The 26836-nt window shown below is 65.9% G+C and carries 25 protein-coding genes; 13 read left to right on the top strand and 12 right to left on the bottom strand.

The window, feature by feature from the left end:
* A complete protein-coding gene (locus G6N36_RS27160) occupies positions 1-567 on the bottom strand; it encodes a DUF3558 domain-containing protein (protein WP_163689814.1) in 567 nt (188 codons plus the stop codon).
* Complete coding sequence (locus G6N36_RS27155; RefSeq protein ID WP_163689812.1) at positions 564-1148, bottom strand: DUF3558 domain-containing protein; 585 nt, start codon at positions 1146-1148, stop codon at positions 564-566. The genes G6N36_RS27160 and G6N36_RS27155 overlap by 4 nt, the downstream gene beginning before the upstream one ends.
* A 115-nt stretch (positions 1149-1263) precedes the next feature.
* On the opposite strand from G6N36_RS27155, the gene G6N36_RS27150 reads away from it, so the two are divergent.
* From G6N36_RS27150 to G6N36_RS27140, 3 genes are read left to right on the top strand one after another with little or no spacing between them, the layout of a single operon-like run.
* Positions 1264-3000 carry an ABC transporter ATP-binding protein gene (locus G6N36_RS27150; protein ID WP_163689810.1) on the top strand — a complete coding sequence of 579 codons (1737 nt, stop codon included), beginning with the start codon at positions 1264-1266 and terminating at the stop codon, positions 2998-3000.
* 2 nt (positions 3001-3002) lie between these two features.
* Positions 3003-4895 carry an ABC transporter ATP-binding protein gene (locus tag G6N36_RS27145; RefSeq protein ID WP_163689808.1) on the top strand — a complete coding sequence of 631 codons (1893 nt, stop codon included), beginning with the start codon at positions 3003-3005 and terminating at the stop codon, positions 4893-4895.
* Between the two features lie 20 nt (positions 4896-4915).
* Entirely contained in the window at positions 4916-7102 is a 2187-nt protein-coding gene (locus tag G6N36_RS27140; RefSeq protein ID WP_163689806.1) for a molybdopterin-containing oxidoreductase family protein, read from the top strand.
* On the opposite strand, the gene G6N36_RS27135 is transcribed toward G6N36_RS27140, so the two are convergent.
* The gene (locus G6N36_RS27135; protein WP_163689805.1) at positions 7099-7683 is read right to left on the bottom strand and encodes an ATP-binding transcription factor AbmR; all 585 of its coding nucleotides are present in this window, start codon (positions 7681-7683) and stop codon (positions 7099-7101) included. The genes G6N36_RS27140 and G6N36_RS27135 overlap by 4 nt on opposite strands.
* 73 nt (positions 7684-7756) lie before the next feature.
* Positions 7757-7963, bottom strand: a complete 207-nt coding sequence (locus G6N36_RS27130) for a hypothetical protein (RefSeq protein WP_163689803.1) — start codon at positions 7961-7963, stop codon at positions 7757-7759.
* 38 nt (positions 7964-8001) lie between these two features.
* Between G6N36_RS27130 and G6N36_RS27125 the strand changes: the two genes are divergently transcribed.
* The gene (locus G6N36_RS27125) at positions 8002-8889 is read left to right on the top strand and encodes an AIM24 family protein (RefSeq protein WP_163689801.1); all 888 of its coding nucleotides are present in this window, start codon (positions 8002-8004) and stop codon (positions 8887-8889) included.
* Positions 8890-8893: 4 nt separating this feature from the next.
* Here G6N36_RS27125 and dtd read toward each other — a convergent pair whose 3' ends face one another.
* Positions 8894-9325, bottom strand: coding sequence for a D-aminoacyl-tRNA deacylase (dtd, locus tag G6N36_RS27120; protein ID WP_163689799.1), 432 nt, complete (start codon positions 9323-9325; stop codon positions 8894-8896).
* 65 nt (positions 9326-9390) lie between these two features.
* Here dtd and G6N36_RS27115 point away from each other — a divergent pair, with 65 nt between their 5' ends.
* Genes G6N36_RS27115 through G6N36_RS27105 form a run of 3 tightly spaced genes read left to right on the top strand, consistent with a single transcriptional unit; the run spans position 9391 to position 12678 of the window.
* Entirely contained in the window at positions 9391-9597 is a 207-nt protein-coding gene (locus G6N36_RS27115) for a heavy-metal-associated domain-containing protein (RefSeq protein WP_163689797.1), read from the top strand.
* Positions 9597-10481 (top strand): DUF8832 domain-containing protein, encoded by an 885-nt coding sequence (locus tag G6N36_RS27110; protein ID WP_163689795.1) that lies wholly within the window; start codon positions 9597-9599, stop codon positions 10479-10481. Before G6N36_RS27115 ends, G6N36_RS27110 begins: the two co-directional genes overlap by 1 nt.
* Position 10482: 1 nt before the next feature.
* Positions 10483-12678 (top strand): heavy metal translocating P-type ATPase, encoded by a 2196-nt coding sequence (locus G6N36_RS27105; protein WP_163689793.1) that lies wholly within the window; start codon positions 10483-10485, stop codon positions 12676-12678.
* On the opposite strand, the gene G6N36_RS27100 is transcribed toward G6N36_RS27105, so the two are convergent.
* Genes G6N36_RS27100 through G6N36_RS27090 form a run of 3 tightly spaced genes read right to left on the bottom strand, consistent with a single transcriptional unit; the run spans position 12679 to position 15197 of the window.
* On the bottom strand, positions 12679-13578 hold the full coding sequence (locus G6N36_RS27100) for an NAD-dependent epimerase/dehydratase family protein (RefSeq protein WP_163689791.1): 900 nt from the start codon (positions 13576-13578) through the stop codon (positions 12679-12681).
* Between the two features lie 29 nt (positions 13579-13607).
* Complete coding sequence (locus G6N36_RS27095) at positions 13608-14021, bottom strand: hypothetical protein (protein ID WP_163689788.1); 414 nt, start codon at positions 14019-14021, stop codon at positions 13608-13610.
* A gap of 60 nt (positions 14022-14081) precedes the next feature.
* Entirely contained in the window at positions 14082-15197 is a 1116-nt protein-coding gene (locus G6N36_RS27090) for an adenylate/guanylate cyclase domain-containing protein (RefSeq protein WP_163689786.1), read from the bottom strand.
* 41 nt (positions 15198-15238) lie between these two features.
* Here G6N36_RS27090 and G6N36_RS27085 point away from each other — a divergent pair, with 41 nt between their 5' ends.
* The 3 genes from G6N36_RS27085 to G6N36_RS29565 all read left to right on the top strand — a co-directional run bounded on the left by G6N36_RS27085 (position 15239) and on the right by G6N36_RS29565 (position 20697).
* The gene (locus G6N36_RS27085) at positions 15239-15739 is read left to right on the top strand and encodes a DNA-deoxyinosine glycosylase (RefSeq protein WP_163689784.1); all 501 of its coding nucleotides are present in this window, start codon (positions 15239-15241) and stop codon (positions 15737-15739) included.
* A gap of 63 nt (positions 15740-15802) precedes the next feature.
* On the top strand, positions 15803-18922 hold the full coding sequence (locus G6N36_RS27080; RefSeq protein ID WP_163689782.1) for an ATP-binding protein: 3120 nt from the start codon (positions 15803-15805) through the stop codon (positions 18920-18922).
* Positions 18919-20697 carry a serine/threonine-protein kinase gene (locus G6N36_RS29565; protein WP_179964881.1) on the top strand — a complete coding sequence of 593 codons (1779 nt, stop codon included), beginning with the start codon at positions 18919-18921 and terminating at the stop codon, positions 20695-20697. Before G6N36_RS27080 ends, G6N36_RS29565 begins: the two co-directional genes overlap by 4 nt.
* 33 nt (positions 20698-20730) lie before the next feature.
* On the opposite strand, the gene G6N36_RS27070 is transcribed toward G6N36_RS29565, so the two are convergent.
* On the bottom strand, positions 20731-22107 hold the full coding sequence (locus G6N36_RS27070; RefSeq protein ID WP_163689780.1) for an amidase: 1377 nt from the start codon (positions 22105-22107) through the stop codon (positions 20731-20733).
* Positions 22108-22156: 49 nt separating this feature from the next.
* Between G6N36_RS27070 and G6N36_RS27065 the strand changes: the two genes are divergently transcribed.
* Both G6N36_RS27065 and G6N36_RS27060 read left to right on the top strand, forming a co-directional pair.
* Entirely contained in the window at positions 22157-22594 is a 438-nt protein-coding gene (locus tag G6N36_RS27065; protein WP_163689779.1) for an HIT family protein, read from the top strand.
* A 3-nt stretch (positions 22595-22597) separates the two neighbouring features.
* Positions 22598-23041, top strand: a complete 444-nt coding sequence (locus tag G6N36_RS27060; RefSeq protein ID WP_163689777.1) for a nitroreductase family deazaflavin-dependent oxidoreductase — start codon at positions 22598-22600, stop codon at positions 23039-23041.
* Here the strand turns inward: G6N36_RS27060 and G6N36_RS27055 are convergent, their stop codons facing one another.
* Together G6N36_RS27055 and G6N36_RS27050 are read right to left on the bottom strand one after the other, a co-directional pair.
* Positions 23042-24079 carry an LLM class flavin-dependent oxidoreductase gene (locus G6N36_RS27055; RefSeq protein WP_163689775.1) on the bottom strand — a complete coding sequence of 346 codons (1038 nt, stop codon included), beginning with the start codon at positions 24077-24079 and terminating at the stop codon, positions 23042-23044.
* Positions 24080-24092: 13 nt separating this feature from the next.
* On the bottom strand, positions 24093-25325 hold the full coding sequence (locus tag G6N36_RS27050; protein WP_163689773.1) for an FAD-dependent oxidoreductase: 1233 nt from the start codon (positions 25323-25325) through the stop codon (positions 24093-24095).
* Between the two features lie 54 nt (positions 25326-25379).
* On the opposite strand from G6N36_RS27050, the gene G6N36_RS27045 reads away from it, so the two are divergent.
* Positions 25380-26033: a TetR/AcrR family transcriptional regulator gene (locus G6N36_RS27045; protein ID WP_163689772.1), complete on the top strand. Its 654-nt coding sequence runs from the start codon at positions 25380-25382 to the stop codon at positions 26031-26033.
* Here G6N36_RS27045 and G6N36_RS27040 read toward each other — a convergent pair.
* Positions 25972-26817 carry a uracil-DNA glycosylase gene (locus tag G6N36_RS27040; RefSeq protein ID WP_179964880.1) on the bottom strand — a complete coding sequence of 282 codons (846 nt, stop codon included), beginning with the start codon at positions 26815-26817 and terminating at the stop codon, positions 25972-25974. The genes G6N36_RS27045 and G6N36_RS27040 overlap by 62 nt on opposite strands.
* Between the last annotated feature and the right edge of the window lie 19 nt (positions 26818-26836).

The raw sequence follows: 26836 nt of genomic DNA, 5'->3' as shown, positions 1-26836 counted from the left end.
TCAGGCGCGGGTGGCCAGCGTCAGCTCCATCAGCTTGAGCGCCATCGCGCAGGCATCGCTGCCCGGGCTCTGCGGGTTGACCCACCAGCCGACCACGCCTGCCGCATCGCTGGCGACCCCGCAGGCGCCGTTCGGATCGTTCGGGCGCATCACGATGGACTCGATACCCGCCACCGACTTGGTCTCGACCTGGTACTCGAGTTGGTCGGCCACCTCGCGTTCATTGGCCAGACTGCCCTGCTCGAACCAGAAACGGGTGATGTCCACCAGTCCCGTCGGGTTCGCGGCCTGCCAGCGGCACACCGCCCCGACGAACGTGCTCTGGATGTCCAAGGGATCCGCATTGACCGTCTCGGCGAGGATGTCCTCGGTCAGGACGTCGCACTCCTTCTGCAGATTCGGGTACTGCCGTTCGGAGTCGTTGTTGCGGGGTGTGTCACCGGACCCCGACTTGGTCGCAGTTCCCTCCACGGTGCTGGTGCACCCGGCAAGCACCGCGACCGCGGCCAGCGCCACGGCAGCAGCGCGCGCGGCACCCCGGCGTTGATGGGTAAGTCCGATTCTCATTTGGAGTTCACAATCGACTGGCGGGTGAGTTCCTTGGCGACGTCGCACGGGTCCGGGAACGGTTGCTCGTTGTAGCTGATCGACCATTCGATGAAGTCGTCATCGAACTGGATGCCGATCTCGCACAGGTTGGTTCCGAGCATCGGATCGTCACCGGTGGCGATGAAGCCGGTCTTTCCCTCGATGGTGATGTCCTCGACGCTGGCTCGGGTCAGCTCCTCGGTCTTGCGTTCACGACCGATGGGGCTGCCGCGGAACCAGGTGAACGAGAAGTGCGGGCCCAGGATGCTGCCGCCGGCAAGCCACTGACACCCCACCGACGTCTTCGCAGTGTTCACCAGACCCGGGACCCGCGTCTGCGAGATCACCTCCTGGTCGCTGATCCCTCCACATTCGGGGAAGAAGGGGCCGTGGGTCGCGTTGTCCGAAGGTGCCTGACTCTGCGGCACCTCCCCCGGGTTCGTCGGCTCGGAATCCGAGCATGCGGCAAACACCGGGATCATCACCGCGGCCGCCACGGCCAGCGCTTTGGCGTTTCGGCTCGTCCGAGCCGCGCGCGTCGTGGGAGTCACGCCATGCACTGTAGCGGCAGGTCAGAAGGTCAACCACCGACAGGCCGGTTGACCTGCCTATTTATCCAATTCTCAGGTGACACTGCTGGCCACGACGGATAGGCGGTATGCGACAGTAACTCCCATGTTGTGGGCGCTGCTGCGACAGTACGCGCGGCCATATCGGTGGCTGCTTGCGTCCGTGGCGCTGCTCCAGTTGATCAGCACCCTGGCATCGCTGTACCTGCCGACGGTGAACGCCTCGATCATCGACGACGGCGTCGCCAAGGGCGATCTACCGATCATTGTCGAGCTCGGCGGCGTGATGCTCGCGGTCACCGCACTGCAGGTGCTGTGCGCGATCGGCGCGGTGTACTTCGGGTCGCGGGCGGGCGCGGGGTTCGGTCGCGACCTCCGATCGTCGATCTTTCACCACGTCACCGGGTTCTCGGCCGAGGAGGCCGCACGGTTTGGCGCGGCGTCACTGCTCACCAGGACCACGAACGACGTCCAGCAGATCCAGCTGCTCGTGCAACTGACCTGCACCATGCTGATCACCGCGCCGATCATGTCGATCGGCGGAATCTTCATGGCCGTACATCAGGACGCGGGCCTGTCCTGGCTGCTTCTGGTCAGCGTGCCGATCCTGGCCGCCGCCAACTACTGGGTGGTGTCGCACCTGTTGCCGATCTTCCGGCGCATGCAACGACTCATCGACGGCATCAACCGGGTCATGCGTGAACAGCTTTCCGGAATCCGGGTGATTCGCGCCTTCACCCGGGAAACGTTCGAGCGCAAGCGATTCGCGGAAGCGAACGAGGCCGTCGCCGAAGCGGCACTGGAGGCGGGCCGCTGGCAGGCATTGATGCTGCCCTCGACGACCCTCGTCATCAACATCTCCAGCGTCGCGCTGATCTGGTTCGGCGGTCTGCGCATCGACGCCGGCCAGATGCAGGTCGGTTCGCTGATCGCGTTCCTGGCCTATTTCATGCAGATCCTGATGGCGGTACTGCTCGCGACATTCATGCTGGTCCTCATCCCCCGCGCGTCGGTGTGCGCCGAACGCATCGGGGAGGTGTTGTCGACCGAACCCCAGATCACCAGCCCGCAGGACCCCGTGCGGCCCGCGGCCATCGAGGGCGAGATCCGTTTGGATGGCGCCTCTTTCAGCTATCCAGGCGCCGAGCGCCCGGTACTGCAGGATATTTCGTTCACCGCGCGGCCGGGGACGACGACGGCGATCGTCGGATCGACCGGTTCCGGCAAGTCAACGTTGATTTCGTTGATCTGCCGCCTGTATGACGTGACAGCCGGCTCGGTGCGCGTGGACGGCATCGACGTACGCGAGTTCGATCTCGAACAGTTGTGGACGGCGATCGGTGTGGTGCCGCAGCGGGGCTATCTGTTCTCCGGGACCGTCGCAGACAACCTGCAGGTCGGCGCGCCCCCGGGAACTGTGGCGACCGAAAGCGACATGTGGCACGCGCTCGAGGTGGCGGCTGCCGACGACTTCGTACGCGCCCACCCCGACGGGCTGGAGATGCGCGTCGCGCAGGGGGGCATCAACTTCTCTGGAGGTCAGCGTCAGCGGCTGGCGATCGCGCGCGCGGTGATCCGCCGTCCCGCGGTCTACTTGTTCGACGACGCGTTCTCCGCGCTCGATGTCCGAACCGACGCACAGGTGCGAGCCGCACTTCGGGAGGAGTCGGCCGGTTCCACAGTTGTGATTGTCTCCCAGCGTATTTCGACAATCGCCCAGGCCGATCAGATCATCGTCATCGACAACGGGCGGATCCTCGGTGTGGGTAGCCACGACACTCTGCTGACGGATTGCCCGGAGTACGCGGAGTTCGCCGACTCACAGGTGGTGGGTGCGCCTTGACGATGGCACGCACCATCCGCGGCGTGGGTCAGGCACCGACCGAGCGGTCGCGGGACTTCAAGGGTTCAGCGATCAGATTGGTCAAGCAGCTGACGCCGCAGCGGGCGCTGGCCATCACTGTCGTCGTGCTCGGTGTCGGTGGCATCGCGATCGGTGTCGTCGGACCGCGCATTCTCGGACACGCCACCGACCTGTTGTTCAACGGCGTGATCGGCCGTCAGCTGCCCGCCGGCCTGACCAAAGAGCAGGCAGTCGAGGCGGCGCGCGCGCGTGGTGACAACACTTTCGCCGATCTGCTGTCCGGAATGAACGTCGTACCGGGCCAGGGCGTGGACTTCGCAGCCGTCGGCCGCACGCTGCTGTTGGCGCTGTGTCTGTACCTCGTTGCCGCGCTGTTGGTCTGGGTGCAGGCACGCATTCTGAACGTCGTCGTGCAGCGCACGATGGTCACCCTGCGATCCGACGTCGAGGACAAACTGCACCGAATGCCGCTGTCGTACTTCGACTCCCGTCAGCGCGGCGAGGTCCTCAGCCGCGTCACCAACGATGTCGACAACATCCAGACGTCGCTGTCGATGACGATCAACTCGCTGTTGACATCGGTGTTGACGGTCATCGCGGTGCTGGTGATGATGCTGACGATCTCGCCGCTGCTGACGCTGCTCACCGTGATCACCGTGCCGCTATCCCTCTGGGCGACCCGCGTGATCGCACGACGGTCTCAGCGGTTGTTCGTCGCACAGTGGGCCAACACCGGGCGGCTCAACGCGCACATCGAGGAGACGTACAGCGGGTTCACCATCGTCAAGACGTTCGGTCATCGCGCCCAGGCACAGCAACAGTTCGGCGAGTTCAACGACGACGTGTATCAGACCAGCTCTGAGGCGCAGTTCTTTTCGGGCCTGGTGTCGCCGGCGACGGTGTTCATCGGCAATATCAGCTACGTCGCGGTGGCCGTCGTCGGCGGAATACAAGTCGCGACGGGCCAGATCACCCTGGGCAGTATCCAGGCGTTCATCCAGTATGTCCGCCAGTTCAACCAACCGCTGACCCAGGTCGCCGGCATGTACAACACCCTGCAATCCGGCGTGGCCAGCGCGGAGCGGGTGTTCGAGCTACTCGATACCGAGGAGGAATCCCCTGAGCGTGCGGCGTTGCCGCCGTTGTCGGCGGGGCGCCCCGGCCGAGTCGAGTTCAGGAACGTCGACTTCAGCTACCGCGAGGGCACACCCGTCATCGAGGACCTGTCACTGACCGCCGAACCGGGAACCACAGTGGCGATCGTCGGGCCGACGGGCGCGGGCAAGACCACGCTGGTGAACCTGCTGATGCGGTTCTACGAAGTCGATTCCGGCCAGATCCTGCTCGACGGCGTGGACGTTGCCACCGTCAGCCGCCAGTCACTGCGATCCCGCATCGGGATGGTGCTGCAGGACACCTGGCTGTTCAGCGGAACCATCTACGACAACATCGCCTACGGCAGACCCGATGCAGAAGAGGACGAGGTGATCGCGGCCGCGAAGGCCGCCTACGTCGACCGGTTCGTGCACCATCTGCCCGACGGCTATCAAACGTGGGTCAGAGGCGACGGCGGAAACATCAGCGCGGGCGAGAAACAGCTCATCACGATCGCCCGTGCCACGCTGTCCCGCCCGCAATTGCTCGTCCTCGACGAGGCGACGAGTTCGGTCGACACCAGGACCGAATTGCTGATCCAGCAGGCAATGGCCGAATTACGCCGCGACCGGACGAGTTTCATCATCGCGCACCGGCTTTCGACGATCCGCGACGCCGACGTCATCGTCGTCCTCGAAGCCGGTCGCATCGTTGAACAAGGCAACCACGCGCAGCTCATGGCTAAGCGTGGCGCTTATTGGTCCATGACGCAGGCGTAGCCGTCGTAGTCTCGAAATCGATGACCACGACATCGAATAAGACGACGGCGTACACCTTCTGCAGATACTGTTCGGCAGCCTGTGGTCTCGAGGTCACCGTTGAGGACAACAGGGTGGTCAAGATTTCACCCGACAAGGAGAACCCGCACAGTTGGCATGACTTCTGCGCCAAGGGAAGGACGGCCAATCAGCTCGTCGAGCACCCGCGCAGGATCGTGGCGCCGATGCGTCGGGTCGGGGACTCCCCCGGCGAGTATGTCGAAGCCAGCTGGGACGAGGCGATCGCCGACATCGCCGCGCGGATGACGGCGCTAATCGACGCCGACGGCCCCGACTCGATCGGCCTCTATTACGGGAACCCGACTGGCTACTCGTCGTCGAACGTGCTGTTCATGATCGCGTGGTTGGATGCCGTCGGCACCCAGAACCGGTACGCCGTCGGTTCGGTGGACCAGAACGCGATGCACGTCGTCGCCGACGCGATGTACGGATCGATCCTGATGGCGCCGGTATCCGACGTCGACAACTGCGACTACTTCCTGCTGGTCGGCGCCAATCCGGCGGTCAGCGCGTGGAACTGGCTGGAAACCGTGCCCGGCGGCTGGAGGCGCGCACTGGAGCGACAGCGTCAAGGCGCGCAGATCGTCGTCGTCGATCCCCTGCGGACCGAGACCGCCGACAAGGCGGATCTGCATCTGGCCGTGCGACCCGGCCAGGACTGGGCACTGCTGCTGGCCATGGTCAAGGTCATCCTCGACGAGCGGCTTGAACACGAGGGCGACTGCCGCGATCTCGCCACCGGTGTGGATGAGCTCCGCGCGCTCGTCACCGACGCGAACCTCGACGATCTGGCCGTGCGGTGCGACATCCCCCGCGCCGTCATCGAGCAAGTGGCAAGGAATTTCGCGACCGCGAAGCGCGCGATGGTCGTCACCCGCACCGGTGTTTCACTGCACGTCACCGGCAGCATCGGCGAGTGGCTGGGCCACGTGCTGAACGTCATCACGGGTCGGATGGACCGGCCGGGCGGGCGCCGGTTCGAACCCGGTTATGTCGATGCGCTGAAGCTGTCCGGTATGGCGAAACCGCCGGCACACAAGAGCCGGCTCAGGGGCACCGATCTGGTCGCGGGTGCCCACGCACTGGCGGAACTGCCCGATGAGATCACGACACCCGGGCCGGGACAGATTCGCGCGATGGTGATCAACTGCGGCAATCCCGTGGTGTCCGGACCGCACGGCGCCAAGTTGGACGCCGCGCTCGCGCAACTGGATCTTTTGGTCGCGATTGACTTGGTACAGCGCGAAAGTCACCGTCACGCGCACTGGTTGCTGCCTGCCGCGCACTGGCTGGAACGCGACGACCTGCTGGCCCTGACCAGCAACCTGCACGACGAACCGTACGTGCAGTACGGACGGGCGGTCGTCGATCCACCGCCGGGGGCCCGTGAGGAGTGGCGCATCTTCGTCGATCTCGCGATCGCGATGCGCAAGCCGCTCTTCGGCGCCAAAGGGACGAACAGTTTCGTGCGGGCCACCCGCGCTCTTGCCAGGCTGACCCGTAGGCCCGCCCTCGAGTTCACCCCGGCGTGGTTGAATCGCCTGCTCGTCGCGACCAGCCGAAAGATCAACGGGCGCAGAGTGAGTTGGCGTGATCTGATGGCCAATCCGCATGGAATGGTGCTGGGTCCACGAGAATTCGGTCATTTTCGCAGCGCGCTGCGCACCGAGGACAAGATGGTGCACACCGCACCGCCGGCGTTCGTGGCCCGCACGCGTGAACTGCTCACCGAGCCCGCGCCGGTGCCCCCGGCCGGGTACCCGTTCCAGTTGTCGAACCGCCGCAACCGGCACTCGATGAACTCCTGGCTCAACGAGCTTCCCGGCCTGCACCCCTCGGGTAAGCGCAATGACGTGGTGATCAACCCCGAGGACGCAGTGACGCTGGGAATCGCCGACGGAGACGCGGTGCGGGTCTTCTCCCCCGTCGGACAGATCGAGTTGACCGCTTCTATCAGCGATCGTCCCCGTCGTGGGGTGCTGATAATCGACCACGGTTGGGGCTCAAGGGTCTTCGACCCGCGCGGCGGCGCCGATCCGGTCTCCTACGGCGCCAACCGCAATCTGCTCATCGACGACGTGTCCGTCGATCCGCTGTCGGGGACCTCGGCTTTGAGCTCGGGGTATGTGGGTGTCGAGCGCGTTTAGAGCTGTGGGCCCTCGGCGCGCAGGTCGTCGACGTTGCGCATCGCGTCGCGCAGCTTGCCCAGCCACTCGTCGGCATGTTCGCCGACGAGCCTGACCGACCACGCCAGCGCATCGGAGCGTGAGCGGGCCACGCCGGCGTCCACCAGCGTGTCGAGTACCTGGCGCTCGGGCTGACGCAAGCGCGTCATCACCGGTACGGCGATGTGGGTGAACAGGACGCGTTCGTAATTGTCGTCACCTACCGCCCCGATCTCGACGCCCCACGCGACCTTGCGACCGTAGCGACGCTCGGCTTCATCGGCGATTCGCATTCGCTCCGAACGCGTCTCCTCGCGGAACCGCGCCACTCTGCCGGATGCATGGGCTTCAGTTTCCGCACCGTCGGAGCCGCTTTTGACTTCGGGGAGGCGGCCGATGACGGTGATCTCTTCGCGGTCGACGACGACGGTCGGGTCACCGGTGAACCAGCCTTCGGGCAGGCGACCGGAGAACCAGTCGCCCGCACTGCTCGCGTCGGGTTGTTCGGCCTGCTGCCAGCCACCAGAGCGGCCCGGCCTTCTCCCGGAGTGATGATGTCTCATGATTACATGATTACATCGTTACACCGCTGTTGGGACGGCTTTCTCCCGAAGCGAACAGCGCGGTGCCTGCGCGCTACTGCTTGCGGTTCAAGAGCAGAACAGCTGCGCCGCCCACGACCGCACCGATGAACAGCAGGACGGCCAGGGTCGGACTGACCAGCCACCACACCAGGCCCAGCCCGATGATCACCGGGGAGACGACGAACAGCACCATGCCCGGGTGCTGCTTGATGACCGCGAGGGCGCTTTGCGCGCGCACCCGGTCAATTTCCTTTGCCATCTCACCAGGATGCCAGTCGTCGGTTTAGTTTTGTTTCCATGACAGGACCTAATAACGGAAGCTGGCGGCCCGACCCCGAGGGACGCTACGAACACCGCTGGTGGGACGGCCAGCAGTGGACCGATCAGGTATCGCACCAAGGGCAGGTCGTCCGGGCGCCGCTGGGCGCACCTCCTGCCGGGCCCGCGCCGCAGCATCAGCCAGGACCGCCCCAGGCGGCGGTCATGGGCGGGCAGCCGGCCGGCGACGGATTCTCCGGCATCAGTGGCGATTTGGTCGACGGACGGTTCAGCGAGAAGGAAGCCAAACCGATCGCGAACCAGAACTCGAAGCTGCTGCGCGTGCGCCTCGGCGAACCGTTCATGGCGCGCCAGGGTGCGATGGTGGCCTACCAGGGCAACGTGGACTTCGCGTTCGAGGGCGGAGGGGCGTCGAAGTTCCTCAAGAAGGCGCTGACGGGCGAGGGCCTGCCACTGATGCGGTGCCAGGGGCAGGGCGACGTGTTCCTGGCCGAGCGCGCTTACGACGTCCATCTGCTGAACCTGACGAATTCCGGGTTGTCGATCAGCGGCAAGAACGTGCTGGCCTTCTCGGCGAGCCTCGACTGGAACATCGAGCGCGTCAAGGGCGGCAGCATGGTGGCCGGCGGGTTGTTCAACACGACATTGCGCGGTACCGGTTGGGTGGCGCTGACCACCGACGGCCCACCCGTCGTACTCAACGCCGCTGAGGCGCCCACGTTCGCCGACACCAACGCGGTGGTGGCGTGGTCGGCGAACCTGCAGACCCAGCTCAAGACGAGCTTCAAGGCGGGGGCGCTGATCGGCCGCGGCTCAGGCGAGGCGGTTCAGGTGTCGTTTTACGGGCCGGGCTTCGTCATCGTGCAGCCATCGGAGGGCATACCGCCGGTCACCGCGGCACACTGAGGGCTCACAGCTCCAGCAGCACCGTCACGGGGCCGTCGTTGACGAGTTCCACCCGCATATCCGCCCCGAACACGCCCGTCTCGACCGGTGCACCTAGAGCCCGAAGTGCGTCGGCGAAGGCGGTCACCAGCGGTTCGGCCACCGCGCGTGGGGCGGCGGCGTTCCAGGCGGGACGGCGGCCCTTGCCGGTATTGGCGTAAAGCGTGAACTGGCTGACCACGAGGATCGGCGCCCCGACGTCGCTCGCCGATTTCTCGTCGTCGAGAATGCGCAGCTGCCACAGCTTTTCGGCCATGCGCTGCGCCTTCGACGTGTCGTCGTCGTGCGTGACCCCTACCAGCGCCACCAGCCCCTGACGCTCGGGGCGCACCGCTCCGACCACCTCACCGTCGACCCGCACCGCCGCCGACGTCACCCGCTGGACCAGGACGCGCATGGTCGCCGATGCTGCCAGGCACCAGCCATTTGCATACCCTATGGGGGTATGGTACCTATGGACTCATGCGCACGACAACGGTCACCGTAACCGGAATGAGCTGTGGACATTGCGCCACGTCGGTGCGTGAGGAGATCACGGAGATCCCCGGCGTCCGATCCGTCGACGTGGACCTTGCCAGCGGTAGCGTCACCATCGACAGCGACAGCGTGCTCGAGGCGGCCGCGATCAAGACCGCCGTCAAGGACGCCGGCTACCAGCTGGCCAGCTGATGAAAACCGGACAGAAGGTCATCGCGTTCGTCGTCGGACTGGCCGCGGTCTTCGCGATCTCCGTCTGGATCGGCAACGCGGTCACCCCGCAGGAAGCGACGACAACGGCCGCACAAGAGCTGCCCGGCGGACTGCAGACGACGCAGGACGGGTACACGCTGGCCCTGAACAACCCGATCGCCACCGCCAATCCCGATGTGCCGCTGAAGTTTCGGATTCTGAGTGCCACCGGAGCGCCGGTGAAACGCTACGTCGAAAAACACGACGAACTGCTGCACCTGATTGTCGTACGCAACGACCTTGCGGTCTTTCAGCACGTCCACCCGAAGCTCGACGAGCAAGGCACGTGGAGTGTGCCATTGAACCTGTCTCGCGCCGGTGACTATCGCGTCTACGCCGACTTCATGCCATCGGGCGGTCCCGCGCTGACGTTGGGCGCCAATCTGCACGTCGCCGGCAAGTACGACCCGCAACCGCTGCCCCCCGCAGCGCAGACCGCCGAGGTCGATGACTACACGGTGACCCTGCGCGGGACGCCGAAGGCCAACGAGGCGTCGATGCTCACACTGGCGGTCAGCCGGGACGGCAAACCCGTCGACGACCTGCAGCCCTACCTCGGCGCGTACGGGCACCTCGTCGCGGTCCGCGCGCCGGATCTCGCCTACCTCCACGTGCATCCGATGAGCGATCCCGACGGCGGCACCGCGGCCTCAGGCCCGGAGATCGGGTTCCACACGACGTTCCCCAGCACGGGCTCGTACCGACTGTTCCTCGATTTTCGGCATCGCGACGCCGTGCGCACCGCCGCGTTCACCGTGAACGTCACCGACGCCGCCTCGACGACGGCGCCTGCCCCGTCTGGCGGCGGCGGACACCAACACTGACATGTCAGTCGTCGAACTCTCGGTGGACGGCATGACGTGCGCGTCGTGCGCCAACCGAATCGAGAAGAAACTCAACAAGATCGAGGGCGTCACCGCCACGGTCAACTTCGCGACCGAGAAAGCCAGGGTTGAGTTCGGCGACGACGTGACCGCTGAACAACTCGTAGCGACAGTGGCGCACGCCGGCTATCAGGCGCATCTGCCGGTGCCGGATCCCGTGGTGGCGGAAGATGATCCGACCGCCGCGCTGCGGACCCGGTTGCTGATCTGCCTGGCGCTGACGGTGCCGGTCGTCGCGATGGCGATGGTGCCCGCATGGCAGTTCACGTACTGGCAGTGGTTGTCGTTGACATTGGCTGCACCGGTGGTGATCTGGGGTGCATGGCCGTTCCACCGGGCGGCGTGGGCGAACCTGCGGCACGGCACCGCCACCATGGACACGCTCATCTCGATGGGCACGCTGGCCGCGCTGGGGTGGTCGATTTACGCGCTGTTCTGGGGCACCGCGGGCACGCCTGGGATGACTCACGCGTTCGAGCTGACCATCGGCCGCACCGACGGCAGCGGCAACATCTATCTCGAGGCCGCCGCGGGCGTCACCACCTTCATCCTCGCCGGGCGCTACTTCGAGGTCCGGTCCAAGCGACGCGCGGGCGCGGCGCTGCGGGCGCTGCTCGAGCTCGGAGCCAAGGATGTGACTGTCCGCAGAGACGGTGCCGAGCAGCGCATCTCGATCGATGCGCTGAAGGTCGGCGATGAGTTCGTCGTACGTCCTGGCGAGAAGATCGCCACCGACGGTGTGGTGGTCGAGGGACGTTCCGCGGTCGACGCGTCGCTGCTGACCGGCGAGTCGGTGCCGGTTGAGGTCGAACCGGGTGCCGAGGTGGTCGGGGCCACCGTAAACGCCGATGGCAGGTTGGTGGTTCGGGCGAGCAGGGTCGGTTCCGACACTGCGCTGGCGCAGATCAGCAGGCTCGTCGAGGACGCCCAGAACGGTAAAGCGCAAGCCCAGCGGTTGGCGGACCGGATCTCGGGTGTGTTCGTGCCGATTGTCATCGCATTATCCGTTGCGACGCTGGGCTTCTGGATCGGCACGGGCGGACCGATCGCGGCGGCGTTCACCGCGGCGGTGGCGGTGCTGATCATCGCGTGCCCCTGCGCGCTGGGTCTGGCGACGCCGACGGCGTTGATGGTCGGCACGGGCCGGGGTGCGCAGCTGGGCATTTTGATCAAGGGTCCGGAGGTACTCGAGTCCACGGACCGGGTCGACACCATCCTGTTGGACAAGACCGGCACGGTCACGACCGGCACGATGACCATGGTCGACGTGATCGCCGCCGGGGGTATGCACACCGACGAGGTCCTGCGGCTCGCAGGTGCACTCGAGGAGGCATCCGAGCATCCGGTCGCGAAGGCCATCGCGGCAGCTGCACAGGCAAAGGTCGGCGATCTGCCTGCGGCAGTGGATTTCACCAATCTGCGCGGCCTCGGTGTCCAAGGTGTTGTCGACGGCGTCGATGTGACGGTCGGGCGGGCGCGACTGTTCACGCAGATGCCCGAGGAGCTCGCGGAGTCCATGCGCCTGGCGGAATCCGAGGGGTCGACCGCGGTCGCGGTCGGCCGGGACGGGACGGCCCTTGGCGTGCTGGTGGTCGCCGACGCGGTCAAGCCGACATCAGCCGATGCCGTCAAAGAGCTTCGTGCACTGGGACTTACGCCGATCCTGCTCACCGGAGACAACGAGGCGACGGCCCGCGCGGTGGCGGCCCAGGCGGGAATCGACGAGGTGATCGCCGAGGTACTGCCTACCGAGAAGGTCGACGTCGTCAAGCGACTGCAGGCCGACGGCAAAATCGTCGCGATGGTGGGTGACGGTGTCAACGATGCGGCGGCGCTCGCACAGGCCGATCTGGGGCTGGCGATGGGCAGCGGCGCGGACGTAGCGATCGAGGCGAGCGACCTGACTCTGGTCCGCAATGACCTGCGCACCGTGGGTGATGCGATCCGGTTGTCTCGCAGGACGCTCGCGACGATCAAGGGCAATTTGTTCTGGGCTTTCGCCTACAACGTGGCAGCGTTGCCGTTGGCGGCGGCCGGCCTGCTCAACCCGATGATCGCGGGCGCCGCAATGGCTTTCAGCTCCGTCTTCGTCGTCACCAACAGCCTGCGACTGCGCCGGTTCAAACGCTCGCGGTAGTCAGCCGACCAGCTCGGGGTGGAACTTGGCCGCCATTCGACGCAAGCCGTCTTTCCAGTCGACCGTCGCGGGCCCGATCAGCTCGCGCATATACGAGACGTCCAGCGGATTTCCGCGCAGAGCCTGATCGCTTTCCTCGAACCTCGGCTCCGCACCCACAAGCGAACCCAGGTATGCGCACCATTCCTGGATGCTGACGAACTGCTCGCTGGCCCAGTTGACGGTTACCGCCGGAACCGACGCCACCTCGAGGAGTTTCGGGATGGTGGCGATGATGTCGTCCTCGTGCATCAGGTTGTAGCGGGCCGGCCCACCCGGCGGGACCGGGATCGGCGAGCCGCCCAGCATCATCTCCATGTGGAAGAACGGCCACCCGCCGTTGTCGCCGTAGGGGACGTTGAGACGAGCGATCACGCTGGGAATGTGCAGAGCGCGCGCCATGGTGCGGACAACGACCTCGCCCGCGATCTTCGAGATGGAATACGTTGGGAACATTGGCTTGTGGTTGTCCCCGAGGGCGGCGCGTTCAGAACGGGGGTCGTCGTCAGGCGGGTCGTAGACGGCGCCCGACGAGCAGTGTAGGAAGCCCTTCGCTTCGCGGCAATGCGCCATGAGGAGTCCGACCGACTCCGCGTTGGCCGCAAGATCCTTGTCCCACCGGCCGCTTTTGGCCACCGCCAGGTTGATGACGTAGTCGAAGTCCGTCGGCAGTCCGGTGAAGTCACCACTGGCCAGGTTTATCGTCTCGCATCGCACCCCTGACTTTTCGAGATCAGCCTTTCCCGCGGAGTCGGTGAACCGGGCGATGCCCCACACCTCGTTGTCGGCCGCGAGCGCCTTGGCGACGGGGACGGCGACCTGCCCGGTGGGACCGGTGATGAGGATCTTTGTACCGCGCATCGGCTGATCGTAGGCGACCGCGGTATCCGCTAGAGGGTGGCGTTGACGGGTCCGAGCAGCTGGCAGTTGGGGTCTGTCGTGTAGTCGAAGGCCGCGCTGCAGCCCCTGCCCGACGACTCGTAGACCAGGCCCGGGGTGTACGGCTCGAAGTACACCTGCGCGGGCGCTGCATCACGGGACTGCGTGCAGTGGTCCGACTGGCCCTGGATGGACAGGCAGGCCACGCCATACCGTGGTTTCCACGGAGCCAGGCAGCGGGCGGGAGTCAGCGTGGCGGTTACCTTGGCCACACCGTCGACCTGGACCACCTGCGGGGCCGAAAGCGTGAAGTTGCACGGACCCGGATTCGGCGGCGGCAGGGGCAGGGCGTGGGCCGCACCCGCACCGGCGAACGCCGCGGTGAGCACAACCGCTGAGATCAGCCCAATAATCACCCGGCGCATCTCTGGATCGTAAACCCAGGGCCGTCGCGTCCGGGCTGATCTGCGTGTAGCAAATACCGCTCAGGTCGATCGACGGACGCGAAACAGCTTGACGTCGGATGAGATGCCCTTGAGATGGCGCGCACCCGCGAACGACCACGTGAATCGCTCGTCGTCGCCGACGGCCTCGCGCGTCGACTCCGACACCAGAACCGAACCGGGGCGGGCGGCGCCGGTCACCCGGCTGGCTTGATTCACCGGACTGCCGAACCAGTCGCCGGCCCGGCTGACGGCCATGCCGGTCGCCATGCCGGCCCTGAGCCTGGGGTATTCGTCGTCACCCTCTGTCGCCTCGACCAGTGTCATCATGGCCTCGAGCAGCGGCACCGGCTCGGCACTGACGAGCATGACTTCGTCGCCGATGGTCTTGATGAAACGCACCGGTGGAACCGCGGCCTCGTGCGTGAGGTCGGCCAGGCGGTGCGCGAGCCGTTCGAGGTCTTGCGGCGGCACCACTTCGCCCAGCCGCGTGAATCCGACGAGGTCGGCGAACGCGATGCTCACCAGGCGGGCTCCGGGAAGGCGTTGCCCCTCCGCCATTTCCGATGCGGTGATGGCCTCGGTCTCCAGCAGATGTCGCAGCTGAAGCCGCAACATCTCCTGGATCATGGGACCGAGCAGCGGCGCCGCCTCGGAGACGAGCATTTTCGAATTCTTCGCGATGGTCAGCTCGGTGGCCGTCGGCTCGAGAATGGTGGCGAGCCCCGCGTAGCGCATGACCTCTGCCGCCCGCGACAGGCCGTCGGCCAACAGTCGGGTGATCTGTACGAGCTGGTCGGGTTCGATACCCAACTCGATGAAGCGCTGCCCATAGGCCGCGGCCTCGGCATCCGCACGCGAGTGCACGGCGGCATCGGGATCGTCCACGGTCGGCAGGCCGATCGCGCGTTGCAGGCGCTGGAGCAGTTCCAGGTCGATGCCGGTCTTCTCGCAGGTCTCACGGGCCGACACGTAGGTCCCGTCCTCACCCAGAACTCGGCGAGCGGCGAGCAACATCGGCATGAACGATGCTCTGATCTGGTCGACAGTGAACCCTTCGGCCAGCAGCCACCCGATGAGTTCAGCCCGCTCCGTCCGGGCCGTGCCGTCGAGACCGTCGAGTAGCCCGGATGCCTCGATGTCGAAATCTTCGGCCACCGGCACAACGTATACCCCGGCGCCGTGGGATATTCGGCTCCATGACGGCGCCACTGGTCCAAGGCCTCCCGCCGATCATCGGCGACGGCGCGCACACGTTGATACTCGGCAACATGCTGAGCGCGATGTCGGTGACGTCCCAGCAGTACTACGGCAACCCCCGCAACGCGTTCTGGCGGATCACCGGTGAGCTCTTCGGGTTCGCCGCCGACGATCCGTACGACGACCGGACTGCGGCGCTGGTTGCCAATGGTGTCGCAGTATGGGATGTGCTGCGATCCTGCAGGCGCAAGGGCAGCCTGGATGCGGCCGTAGAGCCGGACAGTATGGTGCCCAACGATTTTGGACGCCTGCTCGTCGCACATCCGGGCATCAGACGGATCTTCTTCAACGGCGCCGCCGCCGAGAAGAACTTCAACCGCCTCGTCCGTGTCGCCCCAGACGTGCACTATCGGCGACTTCCGTCGACCAGTCCGGCCCAGACGATGCGTTATGAGGACAAAGTGGCCGCCTGGCGCGGCGGCATATCCGCACGTCAATAATGGTCCCGTCGGCGCGAACTGGTCCTATCCTCAGCTCAGCAGCAATGCGAGCAGGTGGGGTCGATGGCGGCAGCAGTGATTTGCCGGGCGTGCGGCGCGCAACCTCGTGATGAAGCGCGCTTCTGTGACGCGTGCGGCGCCCGCATCGAGGCGCCAACGGCCGAGTACAAGCAAGTCACCGTGCTGTTCGCCGACGTAGTCCACTCGATGGACCTGGCTTCGACGCTCGACGCCGAACGGCTGCGTGAGATCATGGCCGACTTGTTCGATCGCTCCGCCTCAATTGTGCGGCATTACGGCGGCACCGTGGACAAGTTCACCGGTGACGGCATCATGGCAGTGTTCGGCGCACCGATCAGCCTCGAGGATCACGCCTTTCGCGCATGCCTGGCCGCGTTGGATATCCAGAGGAACGTCGGTGTCACGCTGCAGCTGCGAATCGGCCTGAACTCGGGTCAGGTGATAGCAGGCGAAATCGGCTCCACTACAGGAAATTACACGGCCATCGGCGAGGTGGTCGGCATGGCGCAACGCATGGAGTCCGTCGCGCCTCCTGGTGGAGTGATACTCAGTGAATCGACCGCCCGGCTGGTGGAGAATGTCGCCGTTCTCGGCAGCCCGGAGCAAGTGCACATAAAGAACATCGTCGAGCCGGTGGCCGCGAGGCGGCTCGTGGCGATCGGCGACCACCAGCCACCGCGGCGAACGGAATCGCCCCTTGTAGGACGTACGTGGGAACTCGCCACCGTCAGCGGGATTTTCGACGAGGCGATCAGCGGCGCTGGCTGCGTCGTAACTGTGGTCGGGCCCCCGGGAATCGGCAAGAGCCGGCTGATCCGCGAAACGACCGCCGCCGCAGTCGCTCGAGGCGTGCCCGTCTATTCGACCTATTGCGAATCTCACGCCACCGATGTTCCCTTCCATGTCGCTGCCCGGTTGCTGCGCAGCGCGCTGGACGTTGCGAACCTCACCGCAGAGGCGGCACGTCGGCAGGTGCACAAACGGTTTCTCGACGCCGATCCCGAAGATCTCGTACTGCTCGATGATCTATTGGGGATACGCGCTCCCTCGGAGCACCTGCCAGAAGTGGCACCCGACGCTCGTCGCCGTCGGCTGACCGCACTGATCAACTCTGCGTCACTGACGAACCCGGAGCCCGCGGTGTACGTCATCGAGGACGTGCACTGGATCGACGAGGCCAGCGAGTCATTGCTGTCCGACTTCCTCGCGGTTGTCCCGCAGATCCCCGCACTCACATTGCTCACCCATCGCCCCGAGTACCGGGGTCGAATGAGCCAGATCCCAGGCGCACAAAGAGTCGCGCTTCGGCCACTCAGTGACGCGCAAACGGCGATGCTCGCCGGCCAGTTGGTAGGCGCCGATCCGGCGCTCGGAAACCTTGCAGTGCGGGTAGCAGAACGCGCGCGCGGCAATCCGTTCTTCGCCGAGGAGATGGTGCGGGATCTAGCGGAGCGCGGCGTGCTCAACGGACAGCCCGGCTCGTACGCCCTTCGCGGAGATGTGGACGACGCCGAAGTCCCTGCCACTCTTTACGCAACCATCGGTGCTCGCATAGACCGCCTTGGACACGCTGCCAAGCAAACGCTGAACGCCGCGGCCGTCATTGGGTCGAGATTCGACGACGACCTTCTCGCCGCACTTGTCGAAGACGCCGATGTAACACCGCTGATCGCTGCGGAACTCGTCGATCAGGTCGGGTTCCGGCCGGACCCAAAGTACGCGTTTCGCAACCCTTTGATACGCGCGGTTGCCTTTGAGTCACAGCTCAAGTCCGACCGCTCCCAGCTACACACGCGTCTGGCCACCGTGCTCGAGGCGCAGGGCTCTGCCGATGAGAACGCCGCATTGATTGCGGAGCATCTCGAGGCGGCCGGTGATTTGCACGCCGCGTACGAGTGGCACATGCGGGCGGGGACGTGGTCGAACTTCCGCGACGACGCCGCCGCTATGACCAGCTGGCGTCGGGCGCGGCGCGTCGCGGACCTGCTGCCCGAGGCCGATCCGGATCGCACGACCATGCGGATCGCCCCGCGAACCCTGTTGTGCGCAACGGTAACTCGTACTCTCGGCAGCGGCGCCGAGACAGGCTTCGAGGAGTTGCGAGACCTGTGTATCGCCGCTGGCGATCAGCGGTCACTGGCGATAGCGACGGCCGGGCACGCGTTGGATCAATACTTCAACAGTCGCCTCGCGGAGGCGTCGCGGACGGGATCGGAGCTTGTCCAGTTGCTCGAGTCCATTGGCGATCCGACGTTGACACTCGCCCTGCTGAGTGTCCCGTTGTCCGCTAAGCAGCAGACCGGCGAAATGTCCGAGGTGCTCCGCTTGGCTGAACGCGGTATCGAGCTCGCCGGCGGCGACTCCACCAAAGGGAAGATGATGACGGGCTCACCGCTGACCCTCATCGTCGCGATGCGGGGTATGGCACGGACCTGCCTCGGAATCGCAGGCTGGAGGGACGACTTCCAACGAGCGGTCTCAATGGGCCGGACGGCGGAACCGGTAACCCGCTCTGCCGCAATGTACTTCACCTACATCGCGGCCATAGCAAACCGGTTACTCGCTCCGACGGTCGCCGTTCTACGCGAAGCCGAAGCAGCGCTCGAGATCGCCGAGCAGTCGGGCGGGGATGTCGCGGTGGGGCAGGGCAAACAGTATCTGGGCATCCTGCTCGTGCGGTTGGGAGGAAGCTCGCGCGCGAGGGGCTTTCAGCTGTTGGATCAAGTTCGCACCATGGCCCTTGAGCAGCGCTACAACGCAGCAGTTGTCACACTCATCGATATCCTCCTCGCGGAGGAAAAGATAAGGATCGGCGATATCGCCGGCGCGATTTCGCTGTCCAGGCCGGCTGTAAACGAATTCTTCGGTGCGGGTGATGTTTTGTGGGCAGGCTATGGGACCAATGTCCTGGTAGAAGCACTGCTGCTGCGGAAAAGCCCTGCGGATCTACAGGATGCGAAGGTTGCAGTCGACCGGTTAGCCGCTGCACAAGTCGAGGCGGGGTTCGTTCTGCACACCGTCTGGCTACTGCGCGCGCAGGCGCTACTCGCCCAAGCGCAGGGCGGGGAAGGGACATATCGAGAGCTCCGGGACCATTATCGAAAGATGGCCACAGAGCTGGGCTTTGAGGGTCACATGGCGATGGCAGAGGCGATGCCATGACCCGGCCGGGTCCGCCGAGTGGCGGTGGCACTCCGTTCGGCCAGTACCAGCTGATCGCGCTGCTCGGCCGCGGGGGTATGGGCGAGGTGTGGCGGGCCCATGACACGGTCACCGATCGCATCGTCGCGCTGAAACTGCTTCCGGCACGTTTCGCCGAAGACAGCGTGTTCAAGGAGCGCTTCCGCCGCGAGGCCCACGCAGCCGCACAGCTGAACGAGCCACACGTGGTGCCGATTCACACCTACGGCGAGATCAACGGACACCTGTTCGTGGACATGCGGCTGATCGAGGGCCGCGACGTGGAAACCGTGCTGGCAGAAGGGCCGCTGGCCCCGGCGCGGGCGGTGCTGATCATCGAGCAGGTGGCCAAGGCCGTACATGCCGCGCACAAGGTCGGGTTGGTGCACCGGGACATCAAGCCGTCCAACATCTTGCTTGACGACGACGACTTCGCGTATTTGATCGATTTCGGGATCGCGCGCGCCGCCGGCGAGACCGGCCTGACTGCAACTGGCGGGGTGGTCGGCACGCTGCGGTATATGGCGCCAGAGCGTTTCAGCACCGGCGATGCCGATGCCCGGTCCGACATTTACGCGCTGGCGTGCGTGCTCTATGAGTGTCTGACAGGCAGCCGCCCGTTTCCCGGTGACAGCATGGAGCAGCAAGTGGCAGGGCATCTAGCGAGCCCGCCACCACGACCGTCCGACACCGGGGCCCCGTCGAAGTTCGACGAAGTGATCGCCACCGGCATGGCCAAAGACCCCAGGGCTCGCTATCCCACCACCGTTCAGTTGGCCCGCGCTGCGCGCGACGCGATCACCTCACCCCTGTCCAACCCGTTGCCGACCGTTCGGGCACGACCCCCGGCGCGGCTCACACCACCGCCGTTGCCCCCACCTTCGCGCCCGCCGCCAATCCGGCCACAGTTACCCTCGAACGCGGGATCGGCCTGGCACGCACCACCACCGGGCCGGCCATTCATGGAGCGGCCGCCCGCGTCGCCGTCCAGCTCCCCGCCGGCCGCCACCGCCGTTCGATTGAAGCGCTGGGTCGTGCCCGCCGCCCTCGCTGCGGTCGTGGCTGTCCTTGGCGGCCTTGCCATCTGGTACACGACCCGCTCGTCGACCGCCCCGCCGACCACGTCGCTCGCACCCGGCGCATCGACCATCCCGCCGATCTCGTCGATCGCATCGAGCGTGTCGACGAGCCCGCCGATACCGTCGAGCAACCCACCGACCCTCGCTGCCGTCGACTTCCGCAGCTGGCAGGCGTTCGGCGGCATCGATGCGCAGGTCAGCAACGATGGCCGGTCAGTCGTTCTCGACACCCACAACACCACCGAGAACTGGACGACGGCGTGGTCGGGGATTATGGCCCCCGGAGCGCCGCGATGTAGTACTCACATCACCGGATCGGCCCGCGATATCTCCCACAATTTCGGTGCCGCAGGCGGATTCGGAATCGGGCTGACAACCCTCCAGAAAGACGCGTCCGGTCAAGAGGCTTCCTACGGCTCCGCCGTGCAGTATGACTTCGGCTTGACCGGCTATTTCGCCGTGGCCTACCCGACTGCAGAGTCGTACAGCCTCGTCCCGGCGCCCCTCGACCATGAATGGCACCGCTTCGACATCAGCATCGATACGAATGGTTGGATCACGGCCCAGGTGGACGGCCAGACGGTCGTGCGCGCCAAGGGGGACGCCGTCTGCGGGTCGCCGACGATCCGCGTGTGGGCGGGATCCGCGGAGTTTCGCGAATTCTCGGTCGAGCGGTGACGTGTGCCGTTCGGGCGCAACCGAAGAGACGAGCTAGGACACCGGTGGGCGGCGATCAGCCCACGGCCGTGCCTTCTCGATCTGTGCGCTCAGCGACAGCAGGGTCGCCTCGTCGAACGGCGGGCCCACCAGCTGGATCGACGTCGGTATTCCGTTGTCGTCGAAGCCCCACGGCACGACGGCGGCCGGCTGGCCCGTGGCATTGAACATCGCCTGGAACGGCACCCGGGCCGCGACCAACGCAAGCGTCGAGAGAGCGCCGCGGCGTTGGTAGGCGCCGATGCGTGACGGCCCCATCGCCGTGCCCGGCGTGATGAGGACGTCCACGTCGTCGAAGATCGAGTTGACGCGTTCGGCGATGTCGTTCTCCGCCTCCCTGATTCGCTTCATGCGATCGTCGGAGATCAACGAACCGATTCGCGCGAAGTTCCGGGTGCGCGGCTCGAGCCGCTGCGGCCGCAGCAGCGTCTGGACGTCGTCGTGCGCGCCGCGGAAGTACCGGGTCAACGCGTGGGCGATTGCAGTCGACGGATAGTCGGGATCGCGGATGACGACCTGATGCCCGAGCTCACGCAACAGCCCTATCGCCTCCTCGAGCGCGACTCGCTGCGGGGCGCCTACCCGCGTCACCACCCCCGCGGGAACCTTGCTGCTCACCGCAATCCTAAGCCTTCCAGGCTCTTTCGCTGCCGCGGCGACGAAGCCGGACTCACCACTCGTCACGTCGAGGAACAGCGCAGCGTCTTCGACCGTCCGCGCTATCGGACCGTTGACGACCAAGCCGTTCCATGCGTCGTCGTGCGGTGCCAGCGGCACCCGGTCCCGCTGCGGCTTGAGTCCGAACAGCCCGCACCACGTCGAAGGAATCCGGATCGACCCCATGCCATCTGAGCCCAACGCCATCGATGCGAGTCCAGCCGCCACCGCGGCGCAACTGCCCGCGCTACTGCCGCCCGGGGTGTAGTCGGTGTTCCACGGATTTCGGGTGGCACCAAACGTCGTCGTTTCCGCGAAGGGCCACAGCGTCATCTCCGGCACGGCCGTCTTGCCGACGAGGACCGCGCCCGCCTCGCGAAGGCGACGGACGACTTCCGCATCGGTGGTGCGAGGCGCGCCGTGGGCCGAGGTCCCAAAGGCCGTGATCTGTCCGGCGATGTCGACGTCGTCCTTGATGGCGATCGGTACACCGAGCAGCGGCAGTCGTTCACCGGCGTCGAGGCGGGCCTGTGCGACTGCCGCATGCTCCCGCGCGCTGTCGGCGAGGACCACGCGATAGGACCGCAGTTCGGGATCGAGGCGGGCAATGCGAGCCAGGTACACATTGAGCAGCGCAGGTGCGGTGATGGTGCCACCTGCCAGCATGCGGGCCTGCTGCGCGGCGCCGGCGAAGGCGAGTTCTCGATCGTCCATGGGGTGCATCCTCCGGCCCTTGCCGCGACTGTCCCGCTAACGTAGCGGAATGTCCTGTGTGTTCTGCGCCGTCGTCGCCGGCGAATCTCCGGCCATCAAGATCTATGAGAACGCCGACTACCTGGCAATACTGGACATTCGGCCATTCACCAGGGGCCATACCCTGGTCATCCCGAAGCAGCACACCATCGACTTGACCGATACGCCGCCGGAAACCCTCGCCGCCATGGTGACCATCGGGCAGCGGATCGCGCGGGCAGCGCGACGATCCGGTCTGCACGCCGACGGCAACAACGTGGTCATCAATGACGGCAAGGCCGCTTTTCAGAGCGTGTTCCACATCCACCTGCATGTGCTGCCGCGCCAGAGCGGCGACAAGCTGTCCTTCGCGAAGGGCATGCTCATGCGACGGGACCCGGACCGGGAGGAATCCGGACGCCTCCTGCGGGACGCGCTGGCCAAACTAGACCCCGCTGAGCAGGATTGACCCATGCCGTCACGTGTGCAGCGGGCGATGCTCAAGGTACTGAGCATCCACGACAAGATCTATCAAGGGACCAACGGCTGGGTGGGCCACCGCCTGCCCTTCGCTCCCCCGAACCTGTTGCTCCGCTCGGTCGGAGCGAAAACCGGTGCGGCAAGAACGAACTCGCTGACCTATGCCAAGGACGGAGAGGACTATCTGATCGTCGCGTCCAATGCGGGCGCCAGACGCTATCCGGCGTGGTACCACAACTTGAAGGCGAACCCGGACGTCGAGATCAATGTGGGGCCCAAACGGTTCCCGGTCACCGCGCGCATCGTCGGGTCCGATGACGCCGACTACGCCCGCCTGTTCCGCATCGCCGACGAGAACAACAGCGGCCGATATACGGCCTATCAGAAGAAGACGACACGACCCATCAGTGTTGTCGCTCTGACGCCGAAGTCCTGACTAGAAAAGCTCTTTCGCCAGCAATTCCAGCGTCCTGTCCCGCGCGGGCGCGGTCGCGGGGTCAGTCCCGCGGCGCGCAGATGCGGCGGGGTTGACCATGACCTCGTCGACGCCGAACTCATCGGCGAGCGCACGCATCTGCTCGGCCGCCTCGGTCGGCGACCCGATCACCGAGCGTCGCAGCGTGGCGTCGGCGATGAGTTGCTGCTGCGGGCTGACCACCGCGGACTGAGCGTCCTCGACAAGGTCCAGCGCGCCCAGCGGTTGACCCGTCCGTAGCCGCGCCATCATCTGCAGGTTCGGCAGCGCCAGCGCCACCGCCTCGTCACGGGTCTCGGCGACGACCGCGTTGACGGTGAGGAAGGTCAGTGGTTCGGGAGCAAGATCGCTCGGCCGGAACTCCGACCGGTACACGGCCAGCGCCTCGGCCGTACCCTGGCCCGAAAAGTGGTGCGCGAACACGTACGGCAACCCCTTGGCGGCGGCCAGGTGCGCCGAGTACATCGACGAGCCCAACAACCACAGCTTGGGTACTGTCACCGCGGCCGGAGTCGCCTTGAGGACGTAGCGCTGGTTCGGAATCGGTACCCGCACGCCGTTGGCGCCCATCAGCGCCACGACGTCGTCGAGATACTCGGGGAACGCTTCGATATCGCGATCGTCGCGACCGGCGGCACCGCGCAGCGCCAACGACGTCACGGGGTCGGAGCCCGGAGCTCGGCCGATGCCGAGGTCGATTCGTCCCGGATGCGCGGCCTCTAGCAACGCGAATTGCTCGGCCACGGCCAGCGGCGCATGGTTGGGCAGCATGACCCCTCCTGAGCCCAGACGCAGCCGTGTCGTGTGCGCGGCCAGATGAGCGATGACAACCGGCGGGCTGGTCGCCGCGACAGACGGCATGTTGTGATGCTCGGCGACCCAGTATCGGGTGTAACCAAGCCGGTCGGCCGTCTGCGCCAGGTGTGTCGAGGCGGCCAGCGCGTCCGAAGTGGACTGGTCGGTACGTACCGGGACGAGGTCTAGGACAGAAAGCTGCATCTGAGGTTCAACGCTACGTCGTCCCCACGGCTTCCCCGACGAGTAGGTCCGGGTCCGGCTGTTCGTGCAGCAGCCGCTGGATCGGCCGCAGCGCCCGTTCAACGCTCACGAACCGCATCGCGAACTCCCGAGCCCACGCCAGGCTCCTGCTGCGGTGGAACATCAGCTTCGCCAGCTGACGGGAATTGTCCTGGGCGGCTTCCACACGGGGGCGTTGGCCGAGCTCGAAGTTGCGGAGCAGACCGGAGAGCCGTGACGTATCCCCATTCCGCAGCATGCGGGCAAGCACCCACGCCGATTCCATCGCCATCCCTGCGCCCACACCCGCGGTGGGAAGAAAGCCCGCGGCCGCGTCACCGAGCAATACCGTGCGGTCGGTGGTCCACGCCGGTGCGCGGCAATCGGTCAGCGCCCAATAGTAGGGATCGGCGGCCCGGGCCACAGCCGTCAGCGCATCCGCGATCCGCGGGTTGACCGTCGCGAGCTTGCCGCGGATGCGCTCGACGAACGGTCCCGGCCCCACTGCGGTGTCGGCGCGCGGGCCGCCGAGAAAGATCCCCAGCTGCCCGGCGACGGGATACATGCCGATGAAAAACCCGTCGCCCCAGACCTCTTCGCCGAGGTCGGAGTCGTCGTCACCCGGCGACCACACCACCCAGCCGCCCCACTTCGTATCGGTGACCGCGGCTGGCCGATAGGCCGGCACCAGCTCGCGCGTCGTCGATCCGATCCCGTCGGCGATGACGACGAGGTCGAACTCGAGTTGGTGTGTCACACCGTCGGTCGTGATGCCTACCTCGACGGCGCCCGGGTTTTCATTCAGTGCGCTGACCGTCGAATCGAACGTCACCGGACATCCTTCAGCCGAGAGCACATCGAGCAGCGCACCACGCGCGATGCCCCGGTAGTCGCCATAACTGGCGATGACTTCGGCCATCGAATCCTCACGCAACATGCGGCCGGTGTGCCCGTGCACGGCGTAGCGATCGAACGAAACGCTGGACGCGCGATACCGGGTCCGGATCCCGAGGTCGTCGATGGCGGCGTCGACCATCGGCATCAGGGCAAGCATGTAACCGGCGGCTGAGGCGTCGTGTGCCCGCTCGATGATCACCGGGTGACGCCCGCCCCGGCGGAGCAGTTGAGCGACCGTGACGCCCGCGATTCCGGCCCCCACCACCAGCACGCGCAGGTCGTCGGTCCGGGCCTGTTCATATTGTTTTTCGACGGGTTTCGGCACAAACATATTCGCCAAGCTACCATTCTGTGTACCGCACGGTCCACTTGCTATCATCTGCCCGTGAACACGGGCCGACTCCGACGGATGGACGCCGAACGAAGACGGCGGCTCGTCGAGGTGTCGGCAGCTGAATTCGCCTCTGCGGGTTACGAAAACGCATCCTTGAACCGCATCATCGAGGCCTGCGGCATGAGCAAGAGCTCGTTCTACTACGTGCTGAGCTCGAAAGCGCAGCTCTTCGAATTCGTGGTACGCGAATTAGTCGATACTGTGGCGGGGACCATCACATTTCCGAAGCCATCGGAATTCGCGGGCCACATGTTCTGGCCGCGGCTCGAACGGTTCTTCGCCGAACTCGTCGTCGCCTCCCAGACCCAGGGGTCGTTCCTCACCCTGGGCCGGATGTTCTACAGCCGGTCGCCGTCCGCGGAGCACGGCACCGTCGGCGACACCATGGCCGCGGTGCGCACCTGGCTGGAGGAACTCCTCTTGATCGGTCGCACGTCGGGGGCGGTGTCGGACGACCTGCCGCAGGCGTTGCAGGTCAGCCTGACGTTCGGCGTCATCCGGGTATTCGACGAGTGGACCATCGCCCACTACGACGAGATCCCGCCGGCCGAGATTGGCGCGCTGGCCAACGTGCAGTTCGCGACTATTCGGCGGATGCTAGAGCCTTCGCCCGCACGAACACGTCGTCGAGCATCTGCGCAGTGAGCCGCCCGGTGAATGTGTTCTGCTGGCTCGGGTGGAAGCAGCCGATGAGCGTGACCTCACCGAGGTCAGCGGTCACGCCGTGGCCGAATCGCGGTGCCGGTGATCCGATGGTTCCGCCACCGTTGCGAACCATCTCCAGCGCGGCCCGCCACCCGAACCCGCCGAGCGCAATGATCACCCGAACCGACGCACGCGTCAGGCGCCACTCGGCGTCCAGCCATGGCGCACATGTGATCCGCTCCTCCGGTGTCGGCGCATTGGCCGGCGGTGCGCATCGGACCGCGGCAGCGATCCGAGTATCGTTGAGCGCCAACCCATCAGCGGCATCGACGCACAGTTCCTGATTCGCCAGGCCCGCGCGGTGCAGTCCGGCGAAGAGGAAGTCTCCGGATCGGTCTCCGGTGAAAACCCTGCCGGTGCGATTGCCGCCATGCGCCGCGGGCGCCAGTCCGACGATCATCATCCTCGGCCGCGGTGACCCCCACCCGGGTATGGGCCGCCCCCAATACGGTTGGTCGGCGTAGGACTTGCGCTTCGCGACGGCCACGTCCTCGCGCCACTGCACCAGACGCGGACAGGCACGGCAGACGGATATCTCGGCGTCGAGTTGCTCCATCGACATCGCCGCGGCCGCCATCCGGACCACCTGCGCCGACTTGGTCGCGACCGGGGTCACGGGAGAGGCGACGTCTCCAGGCCAGCCGGCACCGGGTGGCACCGGCGAGGCGAACTGCGCGCCGGTACGCGGATGGGGCAGCTTCAAATCCACATGACCACTGTGCATGCGCCGCGAAATGGTATGT

Origin of the sequence: Mycolicibacterium gadium (assembly GCF_010728925.1) — a bacterium.
GTDB classification, from domain to species: Bacteria; Actinomycetota; Actinomycetes; order Mycobacteriales; family Mycobacteriaceae; genus Mycobacterium; species Mycobacterium gadium.
The sequence above is the reverse complement of the archived record's forward strand: the minus strand, read 5'-3'. Positions and strand labels throughout refer to the sequence as shown.

Coding starts and splice junctions, on each gene's coding strand:
- G6N36_RS27095 (WP_163689788.1), bottom strand. CDS start 14,021: ATGCGCCGGGTGATTATTGGGCTGATCTCAGCGGTTGTGCTCACCGCG.
- G6N36_RS27065 (WP_163689779.1), top strand. CDS start 22,157: ATGTCCTGTGTGTTCTGCGCCGTCGTCGCCGGCGAATCTCCGGCCATC.
- G6N36_RS27110 (WP_163689795.1), top strand. CDS start 9,597: ATGAAAACCGGACAGAAGGTCATCGCGTTCGTCGTCGGACTGGCCGCG.
- G6N36_RS27050 (WP_163689773.1), bottom strand. CDS start 25,325: ATGTTTGTGCCGAAACCCGTCGAAAAACAATATGAACAGGCCCGGACC.
- G6N36_RS27070 (WP_163689780.1), bottom strand. CDS start 22,107: ATGGACGATCGAGAACTCGCCTTCGCCGGCGCCGCGCAGCAGGCCCGC.
- G6N36_RS27080 (WP_163689782.1), top strand. CDS start 15,803: ATGGCGGCAGCAGTGATTTGCCGGGCGTGCGGCGCGCAACCTCGTGAT.
- G6N36_RS27150 (WP_163689810.1), top strand. CDS start 1,264: ATGTTGTGGGCGCTGCTGCGACAGTACGCGCGGCCATATCGGTGGCTG.
- G6N36_RS27130 (WP_163689803.1), bottom strand. CDS start 7,963: ATGGCAAAGGAAATTGACCGGGTGCGCGCGCAAAGCGCCCTCGCGGTC.
- G6N36_RS29565 (WP_179964881.1), top strand. CDS start 18,919: ATGACCCGGCCGGGTCCGCCGAGTGGCGGTGGCACTCCGTTCGGCCAG.
- G6N36_RS27140 (WP_163689806.1), top strand. CDS start 4,916: ATGACCACGACATCGAATAAGACGACGGCGTACACCTTCTGCAGATAC.
- G6N36_RS27055 (WP_163689775.1), bottom strand. CDS start 24,079: ATGCAGCTTTCTGTCCTAGACCTCGTCCCGGTACGTACCGACCAGTCC.
- G6N36_RS27145 (WP_163689808.1), top strand. CDS start 3,003: ATGGCACGCACCATCCGCGGCGTGGGTCAGGCACCGACCGAGCGGTCG.
- G6N36_RS27085 (WP_163689784.1), top strand. CDS start 15,239: ATGACGGCGCCACTGGTCCAAGGCCTCCCGCCGATCATCGGCGACGGC.
- G6N36_RS27105 (WP_163689793.1), top strand. CDS start 10,483: ATGTCAGTCGTCGAACTCTCGGTGGACGGCATGACGTGCGCGTCGTGC.
- G6N36_RS27100 (WP_163689791.1), bottom strand. CDS start 13,578: ATGCGCGGTACAAAGATCCTCATCACCGGTCCCACCGGGCAGGTCGCC.
- dtd (WP_163689799.1), bottom strand. CDS start 9,325: ATGCGCGTCCTGGTCCAGCGGGTGACGTCGGCGGCGGTGCGGGTCGAC.
- G6N36_RS27160 (WP_163689814.1), bottom strand. CDS start 567: ATGAGAATCGGACTTACCCATCAACGCCGGGGTGCCGCGCGCGCTGCT.
- G6N36_RS27125 (WP_163689801.1), top strand. CDS start 8,002: ATGACAGGACCTAATAACGGAAGCTGGCGGCCCGACCCCGAGGGACGC.
- G6N36_RS27115 (WP_163689797.1), top strand. CDS start 9,391: ATGCGCACGACAACGGTCACCGTAACCGGAATGAGCTGTGGACATTGC.
- G6N36_RS27060 (WP_163689777.1), top strand. CDS start 22,598: ATGCCGTCACGTGTGCAGCGGGCGATGCTCAAGGTACTGAGCATCCAC.
- G6N36_RS27135 (WP_163689805.1), bottom strand. CDS start 7,683: ATGAGACATCATCACTCCGGGAGAAGGCCGGGCCGCTCTGGTGGCTGG.
- G6N36_RS27040 (WP_179964880.1), bottom strand. CDS start 26,817: ATGCACAGTGGTCATGTGGATTTGAAGCTGCCCCATCCGCGTACCGGC.